9 protein-coding genes are annotated in these 12,501 nt (G+C 61.9%); 8 read left to right on the top strand and 1 reads right to left on the bottom strand.

What is annotated here, in order from left to right:
* Window positions 1-172: 172 nt before the first annotated feature.
* The 6 genes from cysG (at window position 173) to IB279_RS07965 (ending at window position 6,900) form a co-directional block, all read left to right on the top strand.
* Window positions 173-1,633, top strand: a complete 1,461-nt coding sequence (gene cysG, locus IB279_RS07940) for a siroheme synthase CysG (RefSeq protein ID WP_113187826.1) — start codon at window positions 173-175, stop codon at window positions 1,631-1,633.
* A 10-nt stretch (window positions 1,634-1,643) separates the two neighbouring features.
* Window positions 1,644-1,958 carry a DUF2849 domain-containing protein gene (locus IB279_RS07945; protein ID WP_034795732.1) on the top strand — a complete coding sequence of 105 codons (315 nt, stop codon included), beginning with the start codon at window positions 1,644-1,646 and terminating at the stop codon, window positions 1,956-1,958.
* 14 nt (window positions 1,959-1,972) lie between these two features.
* Window positions 1,973-3,643, top strand: coding sequence for a nitrite/sulfite reductase (locus IB279_RS07950; protein ID WP_034795728.1), 1,671 nt, complete (start codon window positions 1,973-1,975; stop codon window positions 3,641-3,643).
* Window positions 3,644-3,660: 17 nt separating this feature from the next.
* The gene (locus IB279_RS07955) at window positions 3,661-4,161 is read left to right on the top strand and encodes a DUF934 domain-containing protein (RefSeq protein ID WP_034795725.1); all 501 of its coding nucleotides are present in this window, start codon (window positions 3,661-3,663) and stop codon (window positions 4,159-4,161) included.
* A gap of 147 nt (window positions 4,162-4,308) precedes the next feature.
* Window positions 4,309-5,121 (top strand): ferredoxin--NADP reductase, encoded by an 813-nt coding sequence (locus IB279_RS07960; RefSeq protein WP_034795721.1) that lies wholly within the window; start codon window positions 4,309-4,311, stop codon window positions 5,119-5,121.
* A 258-nt stretch (window positions 5,122-5,379) separates the two neighbouring features.
* Window positions 5,380-6,900: an acetyl-CoA hydrolase/transferase family protein gene (locus IB279_RS07965; protein WP_060517396.1), complete on the top strand. Its 1,521-nt coding sequence runs from the start codon at window positions 5,380-5,382 to the stop codon at window positions 6,898-6,900.
* 69 nt (window positions 6,901-6,969) lie between these two features.
* Here IB279_RS07965 and IB279_RS07970 read toward each other — a convergent pair whose 3' ends face one another.
* Window positions 6,970-7,587 carry a GntR family transcriptional regulator gene (locus tag IB279_RS07970; RefSeq protein ID WP_112983689.1) on the bottom strand — a complete coding sequence of 206 codons (618 nt, stop codon included), beginning with the start codon at window positions 7,585-7,587 and terminating at the stop codon, window positions 6,970-6,972.
* A 370-nt stretch (window positions 7,588-7,957) separates the two neighbouring features.
* Between IB279_RS07970 and IB279_RS07975 the strand changes: the two genes are divergently transcribed.
* The gene (locus tag IB279_RS07975; RefSeq protein ID WP_089044609.1) at window positions 7,958-9,217 is read left to right on the top strand and encodes a ferric reductase-like transmembrane domain-containing protein; all 1,260 of its coding nucleotides are present in this window, start codon (window positions 7,958-7,960) and stop codon (window positions 9,215-9,217) included.
* Window positions 9,218-9,264: 47 nt separating this feature from the next.
* On the top strand, window positions 9,265-12,492 hold the full coding sequence (locus IB279_RS07980; RefSeq protein ID WP_113187825.1) for a c-type cytochrome: 3,228 nt from the start codon (window positions 9,265-9,267) through the stop codon (window positions 12,490-12,492).
* Window positions 12,493-12,501: the final 9 nt, after the last annotated feature.

Here is a 12,501-nt window from a genome sequence, read left to right on the forward strand (position 1 = left end):
ATGGCCGCGCCAAGGTCGGCGATTGAACAGGCTCGGAGATATTTGCTCAAAATGGTGCACCGCCGAGCAAAACAATACGTGCCTGGAAAGGCATTGAAATTTCTGTTCCTTCAATTGTCGTGCGCCATAAGGGATATTCGCCGCAGCCTGTAGAAGGAACGACCGCCAGACCATGTCGCAGCAGCTCGCCGTTTTCCCCGCATTCTTTCGCGTCGCGCAAAAGCGCGTGGCGGTTTTCGGCAATGGCGACGAAGCCTTTGCCAAGGTGCGGCTGCTGCTGAACACCGAAGCGTCGATCGTCGTCTTCGCCGACGCGCCGGAAGCGGAGTTCGCACAATACCTTCGTGACCGTGGGATCGAACATGTCGCGGCCGCCTTCGCACCCGAGCAGCTCGACGGCGCCATTCTCGTTTTTGCCGCGACCGGCAATGCCGTCGAGGATCAGCGCATCGTCCTTGCAGCGCGTGAACGCAAGATCCCGGCAAATGCCGTCGACCAACCCGACTTCTGCGACTTCTTCACGCCGGCGCTCGTGAACCGTGCCCCCGTTGCAGTCGCCATCGGGACCGAAGGGGCAGGACCCGTTCTGGCGCAGATGATCCGTGCGCAGATAGATCAGCTGCTGCCCCCCTCGCTCGGCGTCGTTGCTTCGCTTGCCGCGAGCTATCGCGAGGCCGTCGATCGCCTGGTGCCGCGCGGCGTTGCCCGCCGCATGTTCTGGCGTCGGTTTTTCCAGGGGCCGGTGGCAGACAAGGTCGCCGGCGGCGATCTGGCCGCTGCCCGTCGTGAGGCTTCGCGTCTGCTCGATGCGACCGAGAAGGCGGGGGGCCATGTCTGGCTCGTCGGTGCCGGTCCAGGCGCTGAAGACCTGCTGACGCTCCGCGCCCAGCGCGTGATGATGGAAGCCGATGCGATCGTTTATGATGCGCTGGTGCCGCAGACGATCGTCGATATGGGTCGTCGTGACGCCGAGCGCCTGTCGGTCGGCAAGCGCAAGGGCTGCCACACCAAGTCCCAAGACGAGATCAACCAGCTGCTGGTGACGCTGGCTGCCGAAGGCAAGCGCGTCGTCCGTCTGAAGTCCGGCGATCCTTTGGTTTATGGCCGCGCCGGCGAAGAGATGGCGGCGATGCGCGAAGCCGGTATCAGCTACGAGATCGTCCCGGGTATCACTTCGGCCTTCGCCGCGGCGGCCGATTTTGAACTGCCGCTGACGCTTCGCGGTGTTGCCTCCTCGCTGGTCTTTACGACCGGCCACGATCTGACCGGCGAAGTCCTGCCCGATTGGGCGCGGCTTGCCGTCTCGGGCGCAACGATCGCCGTCTACATGGGGCGCACTGTTGCGGCGTCGGTCGCCGGTCGTCTGATGCAGGCAGGTCTTCCGCCGGAAACGACGGTTGCCGTCATCGAGAATGCCAGCCGCGCCGATCGGCGCCTGCTGCACGGCACGCTGAAGGACCTTCCGGATCTTGAAAACCGCAGCGAGCTTGCAGGTCCGGTCATGGTCATCATCGGCGATGCCGTCGCCGGCGCCAATTTCGAGCGGTCCGAACCGCTCGTCGCAGGCAAGGCGCGTGGCGAGAAGAAAAACATTGAAGCCGCTTTCGGGCGCGACGAACAGATTTTGAACTGAGGAAGAGGTCATGGTGAGCAAGGTTTTGACGGCAAATCGACTTTCGGACGGCATTTCCGTCTGGCTGGATGCCGCGGGCAACTGGGTCGAGCAGCTTCAGGATGCCTTCATCGCTCGCCACGCCGAGGCCGTGACGGCGCTCGAAGCCACCGGTAAGCAGGCGTTCGATGACAACAAGGTCGTCGATGCCAACGTCGTCGACGTCGAAGAGATCAACGGCACACTTCGCCCGCTGCGCATGCGCGAGCGCATCCGCGCTGAAGGCCCCTCGATCCCCTACGCTGCCGGCTACAATGGCCTTTCCGGCCCGAAACACGCTGCCTGAGGAACCGATACCCGATGTACCGTTACGATGAATTCGACCACGCCTTCGTTTCCTCCCGCGTCGAACAGTTCCGCGATCAGGTCGAGCGGCGACTGAGTGGCGAGCTTGCCGAAGACGCCTTCAAGCCGCTGCGCCTGATGAACGGCGTCTACCTGCAGCTTCACGCCTATATGCTGCGCGTCGCCATTCCCTATGGCACGCTGTCGAGCCGCCAGATGCGCATGCTCGCCCATATCGCGCGCAAATATGACCGCGGCTACGGCCATTTCACCACGCGCCAGAACATCCAGTACAACTGGCCGCGCCTGTCCGACACGCCGGATATCCTGCAAGAGCTCGCAAGCGTCGAGATGCATGCGCTCCAGACCTCGGGCAACTGCATTCGCAATGTGACCGCCGATCACTTTGCCGGCGCGGCCGCCGATGAGGTCGCAGACCCAAGGCCTTACGCCGAGATCTTGAGACAGTGGTCGAGCGTACATCCGGAATTCTCGTTCCTGCCGCGCAAGTTCAAGATCGCCGTCACGGGTGCTGAGCGCGACCGCGCCGCAATCCAGGTCCATGATATCGGTCTGCACCTGAAAAAGGACGAAAACGGCCGCATCGGCTTTGCCGTCTATGTCGGCGGTGGTCAGGGCCGCACGCCGATGATCGCCAAGAAAATTCGCGACTTCCTGCCGGAGGAGGACCTGCTGTCCTACACGACGGCGATCATGCGCGTGTACAACCTGCACGGCCGCCGCGACAACAAGTACAAGGCCCGCATCAAGATCCTCGTACACGAGACCGGCGCCGAAGAATTGTCGCGTCAGGTCGAAGTCGAGTTCGCGGCCCTCAAGGACACAGAACTGAAGCTGCCGGAGACCGACATCCAGGCGATCTCCACCTATTTCGCACCACCGGCCCTCGAAAACCGTGCTGAAGGCTGGGAGAGCCTGGCGCGCTGGAAGAAGACCGATCCCGAGTTTGCCCGTTGGGTGCAGCAGAATGTGCAACCGCACAAGCACCCGGACTACGGCATGGTGACGATCTCGCTGAAGCCGATCGGCGGCATTCCGGGCGACGCCAGCGACGCGCAGATGGATGCCGTTGCCGATATTGCCGAGGAATACGCCTTCGACGAAATCCGAGTCAGCCACGAACAGAACCTGATCCTGCCGCATGTGGCGCTGGCCGATCTCGAGCCGGTCTACCGCGCGCTGGTCGCCTCAGGTCTTGCCACTGCCAATGCCGGCCTGATCACGGATATCATCGCCTGTCCTGGGCTGGACTACTGCGCACTTGCCAATGCGCGCTCCATCCCCGTGGCGCAGGAAATTTCGACCCGCTTCGGTTCGCCCGAGCGTCAGGCCGAGATCGGTGAGTTGAAGATCAAGATCTCCGGCTGCATCAATGCCTGCGGTCATCACCATGTCGGCCATATCGGGCTGCTTGGCGTTGAAAAGAAGGGTGCGGAACTCTATCAGATTACGCTTGGTGGCTCCGGCGACGAGAACACCTCGATCGGCGAGATCATCGGCCGCGGCTTCGAACCGGAGAAGGTGACCGACGCCGTCGAGACCATCGTCGACACCTACTTGGGACTGCGCCGCGACGGTCAAGAGACCTTCCTCGAGGCCTATCGCCGCGTCGGCCCCCAACCCTTCAAGGATGCGCTCTACGGCAGCGCGCAGGAAGCTGCCTGAGGCGCTGAGGAACGGAAATGACGAAAATCTGGAAGGAAACCGGTTTCGTGGGCGATGATCCCTGGGTCATCGAGACGGAGGAAACCAAGGCAGGCTCGAACGAGAAGGCGATCGTCGGTCTCGACGCGTTCCTGGCCAAGGTTGCAGACAGCGACGAAACCGGTCTTGGCGTGGTCATCGCGCCGGCAGACGACGTGACGAAGCTCGCACCACACCTTGATCGCCTTGCGCTGGTGGCCGTCGCATTCCCGGCGTTCAATGACGGCCGCGCCTTCAGCCATGCGTCGCTGCTGCGCGCGCGGCTTGGCTTTACCGGCGAGGTGAGGGCGGTCGGCGACGTGCTGATCGACCAGATCCCGCTGATGCTGCGCTGTGGCGTCGAAAGCTTCGCTGTCAGCAATGCGACAGCGCTGAAGCGTTTGTCCGAAGGACGCCTGCCGGGCATTGCTGTGCACTACCAGCCGACCGCCAAGCCTTCGACTGATGCTAAATCCTATAGCTGGCGCCGGGTGTCATAGGGTAGGGTTGGCCGCGACAGTGTGAAGCACGCCGAAATCCCCAAAAGCGACTATATTTGGAAGAGATTTCCTTTCAACAAGGCGCAGCTTGGAATATCGGCTTATTGTTGATAGACAGGGTCATCATTTACAGGACTTGTAGCTAAGATGAATGCTCCGGCAAAAACGGAAGATTTCGCGATCCAGGCACCGGCAGGCGTCTACGTCGAGACGGTGACCAGCGTTGAACACTATACGGATCGGCTCTTCCGCTTCCGCATGACCCGCCCTGCCGAATTCCGCTTCCGCTCGGGCGAATTCGCGATGATCGGCCTGATGGTCGGCGACAAGCCGGTCTATCGCGCCTATTCGATCGCCAGTCCGGCCTGGGACGAAGAACTCGAGTTCTTCTCGATCAAGGTGCCGGATGGCCCGCTGACCTCGCACCTGCAGGGGATCAAGCCGGGCGACAAGGTGCTGATGCGCAAGAAGCCAACCGGTACGCTGGTGCTCGACGCGCTCGTTCCCGGGCGCCGTCTCTACATGTTCTCGACCGGCACCGGCATTGCGCCCTTCGCAAGCCTGATCCGCGATCCCGAGACCTATGAAAAGTTCGAGGAAGTGATCCTCACCCATACCTGCCGCGATGTTGCCGAACTGAAATACGGCTTCGATCTGGTCGAGGAAATCCGGAACCATGAGTTCCTGAACGAGATTGTCGGCGACAAGCTGCGCCACTACGCGACGGTGACCCGCGAAGACTTCCCGTTCAAGGGCCGCATTACCGACCTGATGGTAAACGGCAAGTTCTTCTCCGATCTCGGCCTGCCGCCGCTCGATCCAGCTGTCGATCGCGGCATGATCTGCGGCTCGACCGCGATGCTGAAGGACACCAAGGAAATCCTCGAGGCCGCTGGTCTCACCGAAGGTGCCAACAACAAGCCGGCCGAATTCGTGATCGAACGCGCCTTCGTCGGCTGACCCTTTTTTGTGCAGTTTATCGTTCGAGGGGCGCGCCAAGGGTGCGCCCCTCGTCGTTTAAGGCGAAATGCCATCGAGCTATGCGTCGGCGGTAGTTCCGCCTTGCCCATTCTGCGTACCGCCCTGCGGTCCGAGCGGCTATCGTGCTCCTGCAAATCTTCATAGCGTGCGCACGCAGACATGCGAAAATAAGCGCACGACGAACCAAGCCCGCGCCGTCCTGATATGAGCCTCGTGGGCCATTTCTGGGAGTGCCCGATGAGTCATGTTCCGCCAACCGACCTGGAAGCCAGGATCCGCTGCAAATCGCTGCGTGATCGCATCGCTACGCCGGAAGAGGCGGCCGGGCTGATCAAGGACGGCATGACCATCGGCATGAGCGGCTTCACCAAGGCCGGTGACGCGAAGGCCGTGCCGCTTGCCATGGCCGAACGGGCCGCACGGGAGAAGTTTCGCATCACGCTGATGACGGGCGCCTCGCTCGGTCATGACATCGACAAGACGCTGACAGAGGCCGGTGTTCTTGCCCGGCGCCTGCCGTTCCAGTCGGACCCGGTTCTGCGAGCGGCGATCAACCGCGGCGAGGTGATGTTCATCGATCAGCACCTCTCGGAAACCGTCGAGCAGTTGCGGTCCGGCCAGATCAGCCCGATCGACTATGCGGTGGTCGAGGCGGTGGCGATCACCGAAGACGGCGGCATCGTTCCGTCGACATCGGTCGGCAATTCGGCAAGCTTCGCGATCCTGGCGAAGAAGGTGATCGTCGAGCTCAATCTCAGCCACAGTCCCGAACTCGAAGGCCTGCACGATATCTTCATTCCGGCGAAGCGACCGAGCCGCACGCCGATCCCGGTCGTTGCCTGCGATAGCCGTGCGGGCTCGCCCTACATTCCTGTCGATCCGGAAAAGATCGTCGCAATCGTCGTCACCGAGAAAGAGGACAGCGCCGCACGGATCTCTCCGCCGGATGCGGAGACGACGGCGATCGCCGGCCACCTGATCGCCTTCTTGCAGGAGGAGGTGCGCAAGGGCCGCCTCGACATGACGCTCAACCCGCTGCAGGCGGGCATCGGCGTCATCGCCAATTCGGTGCTGAGCGGCCTGGTCGACAGTCCGTTCCATGATCTGCGTATGTATAGCGAGGTGCTGCAAGACAGCACGTTCGAGCTTTTCGAGGCCGGCAAGCTGAGCTTCGCCTCGGCCTCGTCGATGACGCTTTCCAGCGCCTGGGCTGATCGCGTGTTCCGCAACATCCGCGCCTACAAGGACAAGCTGGTGCTGCGGCCGCAGGAGGTGAGCAATCATCCGGAGATCATTCGGCGCCTCGGTGTCATCGGCATCAACACGGCGCTCGAATTCGATATCTACGGCAACGTCAACTCGACCCATGTTGGCGGTACCGACATGATGAACGGTATCGGCGGCTCCGGCGATTTCGCCCGCAACGCCTTCCTGTCGATCTTCGTCGCCAAGTCGGTTGCCAAGGGCGGGGCGATATCGTCTGTCGTGCCGATGGTGTCCCATGTCGACCACACGGAGCACGACGTCGATATTCTGGTGACCGAGCATGGTCTTGCAGATCTGCGCGGCCTGGCGCCGCGGGAGCGCGCACCCGTCATCATCGAAAACTGCTGCCACCCGGCCTATCGGGAGCTTTTGTCGGATTACTTCAATCGTGCGGTCGCCACCCGTGGCGGACAGACCCCGCATATTCTGGAAGAGGCTTTCGACTGGCATGTGCGCCGGCTGAAGACCGGCAGCATGATGCCGACGGCCTGAAGTGTGTTGAAGAAACAACCGTGAAAGCAATCGCTTGCCGTTGTTTCTTCTCGTGCAGGCAAGGTTTCTTCAGGCGTCTGATAGATAGCTCATCAGGTCCGCCATCGCGGCCGACGCGCCTTCAGCGTCGGCCCGCTCGATCGCATCGATCACCGTGACATGGCGGCGGACCGATCCGGCCATCTTTTCAGGCGAGGACGAAGCAAACCAGATGCGGCGCGCATGTGTCTGCAGCGGGGCAAGTGCTGCGGTCAGGAACCGGTTGGGGCAGGCTTCTTCCATCAGTTCGTCGAACACCTTGTCGGCGACGAGAAAACCCTCCATTTCGCCCGCATCAAGACAGGTAGCCATCTCCGCACCGCAACGTTTCATCGCGCTTCGCTCCTCGGCGCTTGCGTGCGTTGCCACGAGGGCGGCGGCAAGCGGCTCCAGTTTCTGGCGCGTCTGCATGACATGCACCTGGTCGTCCGGCCGGATCGTGGTGATTTGCAAACCGACACGGGGACGGATATCCATGAGACCCTGCCATGCCAGCTTCTGGATCGCCTCGCGAACCGGTGTTCGCCCGAGCCCGGCAAGTTCGATCAACTGTCTCTCGGTGACCAGGGCGCCGGGCTCGAGCTTCAGCGTGACGATCAGGCGTTCAAGCGCGAGATAGGCGAGGTGAGCCTGGGATTGCGGTGACATGCCGTTCCTTTGGTTCTGATATATCAGTAACTTGCACGATTTCCTGCAACCAGGCAAGCGCGTCGATTGCCTGCATTTGTGCGGGTCAAAGGGGGTGGTTTGCCTATGTGGTCAATAAAATAAGCGAATGCTTAAAAAATACGAATTTCAAAGGCATGAATAAACCAACCTCATAGGACGTTTCCAATAGGAATCGTGTTGACGAACCGGGAGGTGCTTGCCACTCTCCCAACAAAGGCCCCGCGTGAAAGAGGCGCGTGGGCCGTTGCGGCAAGAACCTGGTTGCATGTTTCCTTGGTCGCTAGGGGTCGAAGGCAACAGGCACAAGGCAAGGCAACAACCGTCAGCCATCGGCGTTGAGGGGCGCAAGATGCAAGTGGGCGCGTTTCTGGTCTGGTCCTTGATGGCATTTGCGGCGCTGCTGGCCGTACCCGCAGTCAGTCACACCAATGCATTGACGACATTCTCGCTGATGGCGTCGTCGGCGGCCTTTGTCGGCATGGCGGTCGCGCAGTTCATGGCCGCGCGCCCGCCGTTCGTCGAGGCTCTCTTCGGGGGGCTCGACCGTGTCTATCATTTTCATCGCAGGATAGGCATCTCGGTGCTGTGCCTCATCCTCGTGCACTATTTCCTGAAACCGGACTTCAAGGGCCTGGCGCTGACGAGCGGTCTGAACCAGCTTGCTGCATCCGCCGGCAAATATGCCTTCTACGGTTTCGTCGTGCTGCTCGTTCTCAGTATCGTCAAGATCATACCGCGGACGAAGATCGAGATCCCCTACCATCTGTGGCGCTACACGCACCGCTTCATCGGCCTGCTCTTCTTGATGGTCGCCTTCCACCAGATGTTCATCAAGCGCCCCTATGACGGTACCGCGCTTCTGGCGGTCTACCTCAACGCCTTCGCAGCACTTGGCATCCTGAGCTACGCCTATACCCAGCTGCTGCCCTGGCTCAGAACCCGCGGCTACGAAGTCTTCGATGTCGCCCGGGAGGACGGGGCGACGGTGATTGCGGCGCGGCCGCTGCGGCGTGCCTTGCGCGCCAAGCCCGGGCAATTCGGTTTTCTGCGGGTGCTGAAGCCTGGGCTGCGCGAGCCGCATCCGTTTACGATCGCTGGTATCGAGCCCGACGGGGTCGTGCGCTTCGCGATCAAGCCGCTTGGCGACTACACCCAGGCCCTGCGCGACGGAATCGCTGTCGGCGACCGATTGAAGCTCGAGGGTGGCTATGGCCGCTTCAACCACCGCCGTGGCGGCAAGAAGCAGATCTGGCTCGCCGGCGGCATCGGCGTTACACCGTTCCTGGCGATGGCGCGGCATCTCAATGGCGATGAGGGGCAGGACATCCACATGGTCTATTGCGTGCGCGACCGGCGCGAGGCGATCGGCCTGGAGACCTTCGAGGGGCAGGCCGGAAAGCTCGGCAACTTCACTTTTGTCCTGCACGATTCCTCCGTGGACGGGCGCCTGGATGCGGCCAAGCTCGCGAACGGCAGCGCGATCGATCCGGCGGAAGCCGATCTGTGGTTTTGCGGTCCGCCACCTCTCAGGGAGGCGATCGTCAAAGGTCTGAAAGATCTCGGTAAGCGGCCGAAGCGGGTTGAATTCGAGCGATTTCAGTTTCGATAGTGCAGCGGATTTCAGTAGCGATTCTATTGTTTTAGGGAGTGGGTTTCATGCGCAGTCTGCAGAGAAAGCGAGAAGGCGCCTCGTCATTGTCCGGTCTTGGCCGCGGATATTGGGCCGTTTCATTTGCGGCGCTGGTCGCAGTCTCGCTCTGTCCCGCTGGTGCCTCGGCACGCGATGCCTTCGCTGAGGATGCCTTCTCCACCTACAAGGCCAATGTCGACAACGGGAAATACATGTTCAACGCCGCAGGCTGCGGCGCCTGCCACGGCTCCGGCGACAACACCGAACTGCTCTCCGGCGGCATGGAGATGAAGACGGCGATCGGCACCTTCTATGCGCCGAACATTTCGCCGCACGCCAATGGCATCGGCGGTTGGACCAATGCGCAGTTTCTGAATGCGGTTCTGGTCGGTCTCGATCGCGAGGGCAACAACCTCTATCCGGTTATGCCCTACACCTCCTATGGCGGCATGAAGCCGGAGGATGCGCTCGACATCAAAGCCTATATCGACACGTTGCCCCAGGCGGATGCGGTGTCGAAAGAGGATGAGATTGCTTTTCCGTTCAGTCGCCAGACGACGATCACGCTCTGGAAGCGCAGCCACTTCACGGTGCCGGCCTACCAGCCGCGCGAGGAGACGCAAGCCGAGCGCGGCCGCTATCTGGTCGAGAATGTCGGCGGCTGCGGCGATTGCCACACACCGCGCACCACGACCTATGGGCTCGACCTGGAGCGCGCCTATGAGGGCGAAAAGGATTTGAGCGGCGCGGTCGCGCCCGACATCAGCAAGACGAAGATGGCCGGTCTTGCCTCGCCCGACGTTTTCACCAGGGGCCTGATCGAGGAAGGCAAGAAGCTCTCGGGCGCGCCGATCAGCGATCCGGTGATGCGGCGTATAGCCAAGGGGCTGAACGTTCTTTCTGACGACGATCGCCGCGCGATCTATGCCTTCCTTGCCGATCGTGAAGTGAAGGCCCCCGCGCCGGTGGCGCAGTCGGTCACGGCCGTCTGCAAGGAGAATACGGCGACTGAAGCGCTGGGCGGCGGCAATGCGGCGCTGGCGCAGCAGGCAGATGCCTTCATCGGCAGATACTGCCGCAACTGTCACGGGCCGGGCGAAAGTTCGCAGGGGAGCTACCCGGCGGGCGAACTCGCCTCGATTGCCGCCGACGCAAACTTCGTGACCCCCGGAGATGCCTCGAAGTCACGGCTCTACGCGACTGTCGTCAGCGGCCGCATGCCGCTTGGCAAGCGCCCCTCTGCCGAAGAGATCAAGGTGCTGGAGGACTGGATCAACGCACTGAACGAAAAGAGCCTGCCGCAGACGGTGGCCGCAAAACCGGCGCGCGCCCGCCCGATGTTGGGTTATGGCCAGTTCGTCGATGCGGCGCTGAAGGACATCGAGACGGTCAGCGCGCTCGACCGCCCCTACATGCGCTACTTTTCGTATCGCGACCAGTACAACGGCATGATGGGCTGCGAGGACGACCAGACCTTCATGAAGCGCATGGACGTGCTTGCCGGCGGCTTCAAGAAGCTGCTGAATTCGCTGTCCTACGGGCCAATGCTGGTGCTTCCGACAGAGGTCGACGGCACCAATGGCTTGCTGGTGCGCGTCGATCTGCGCGAACTCCAATGGGACGCGGCGGACTATGACTTCCTGATCAAGCGCTATTTCTATGGGATTGATCCCGAGAGCGATGCGTCGCTTTCGGCCCTTTCGAAGGAAACGGCGACGCAACTGCCGATCATGCGGGTCGACTGGTTCATGAGCAACGGCGCGCGCCCGGAGATCTACAACCGGCTGATGAAGTTGCCGACCGAGATCGCCGAACTCGAAAAGCGCTTCAAGATCGACGTGGCCGGCAACATTCGCAGGCGCGATGTGTTGCGGGCCGGATTCGCCGACGGCTCGTCCGGGGTTTCCGACCACAACCGCATGCTCGAACGGCACGACATGCCGTTCGGCGGCTACTACTGGAAGTCCTATGATTTCGGCGGCGACATCGGCAAGCAGGTGCTGAAGCGCTTCCCGCACGGGCCTCGGGAATTGGCACCGCTCGACGCGGGCCTCGTGCCCTTCGAGCACGACGGCGGCGAAATGATCTTCTCGTTGCCGAACGGCCTGCAGGGCTACTACCTCTCGACGTCAGCAGGAAAGCAGCTTGATGTCGGGCCGACCACCATCGTGTCCTTCCGCAAGCGCCCGATCGGCAAGGGCGTCGAGATCATCAACGCGCGGTCCTGTGTCGATTGCCACGCCGATGGCATCCTCTCGAAACGCGATCAGCTGCGCGAGCAAATCGAGACGTCGACGCTGTTCAGCAAGGATCAACAGGACGTGCTGCTTGCCATGTATGTGAAGCAGGAGGAACTGGACGAAACCTATCGCAAGGACCGCGAGCGCTTCGTCAACGCGTTGAAGATGCTCGGCGTCACCGAGCCGACGCCCGATGGGGGCCTCCAGAGCAAGCATGCGCCGGGCGAGGCGGAGCTCATCACCTACTTTGCCGACAAGTACGAAGACGAGCTCGACTTCGATGCTCTGGCGGCCGAGTTTGACATGACGCCCAAGCAATTCTCAGAAGCGATCAAGCGGGTGACGAACACCGATGTCCTGCGCCTCGGGCTCGACTGGGTGACGACGCTGGAAGCGGGCGGAACCATTCCGCGCAACGAGGTCGAGCAACAATATGCATTGCTGATGGCGCCGCTCACCCAGCGCCGTCCGCTCGACACGACGGCGATCGTCATTGCCGGTTCCGAGCCGATGGTGGACGACAGGCCGCAGTCGATCGCAGCCGCCGTGCCGGACTATCGCAAGGAGGATGCGGGGACTGGCCACAAGCTCGAGCTGGCCCTGAACGTGAAGTCGACGACGGCGAAGGTTGGCGACGAGCTTTCCTTCGAACTCAGCGCCAACCAGGCCTGCGAGCTGCAAATCCTCTATGTCGAGGAGAACGGCAACGTCGAGGTCATCCCGGACGTCATGATCGGCAACACCACGCTTAAGCCGGGCGAGCGGCGCCTGATCCCGCAGCCGGGCACGGGCACGCTCACCTTCGACACACCTGCGCCCGCCGAAACGATGCTGGCGTTCTGCCGTGCCGGCGGGCTCGGTGACCAGAAGCTGACGGTGGAGAAGGCACGCCAATATGTCGCGACGTCGCGGTTGCCGCCGACACGGGGACTCGCGATCAACCTGGCCAAGCGGGCGCAGGGTGACGCGGGTGCCAGCAGTGTTCAGATGGTGACGTTCGAGATCAAGGATTGATGGTCGAGT

This window comes from Ensifer sp. ENS06 (assembly GCF_014852205.1).
GTDB lineage: Bacteria > Pseudomonadota > Alphaproteobacteria > Rhizobiales > Rhizobiaceae > Ensifer > Ensifer adhaerens.

Bases quoted from the DNA above. Each gene is read 5' to 3' on its own strand.
- cysG (WP_113187826.1), top strand. From the start codon at position 173: ATGTCGCAGCAGCTCGCCGTTTTCCCCGCATTCTTTCGCGTCGCGCAA.
- IB279_RS07945 (WP_034795732.1), top strand. From the start codon at position 1,644: ATGGTGAGCAAGGTTTTGACGGCAAATCGACTTTCGGACGGCATTTCC.
- IB279_RS07950 (WP_034795728.1), top strand. From the start codon at position 1,973: ATGTACCGTTACGATGAATTCGACCACGCCTTCGTTTCCTCCCGCGTC.
- IB279_RS07955 (WP_034795725.1), top strand. From the start codon at position 3,661: ATGACGAAAATCTGGAAGGAAACCGGTTTCGTGGGCGATGATCCCTGG.
- IB279_RS07960 (WP_034795721.1), top strand. From the start codon at position 4,309: ATGAATGCTCCGGCAAAAACGGAAGATTTCGCGATCCAGGCACCGGCA.
- IB279_RS07965 (WP_060517396.1), top strand. From the start codon at position 5,380: ATGAGTCATGTTCCGCCAACCGACCTGGAAGCCAGGATCCGCTGCAAA.
- IB279_RS07970 (WP_112983689.1), bottom strand. From the start codon at position 7,587: ATGTCACCGCAATCCCAGGCTCACCTCGCCTATCTCGCGCTTGAACGC.
- IB279_RS07975 (WP_089044609.1), top strand. From the start codon at position 7,958: ATGCAAGTGGGCGCGTTTCTGGTCTGGTCCTTGATGGCATTTGCGGCG.
- IB279_RS07980 (WP_113187825.1), top strand. From the start codon at position 9,265: ATGCGCAGTCTGCAGAGAAAGCGAGAAGGCGCCTCGTCATTGTCCGGT.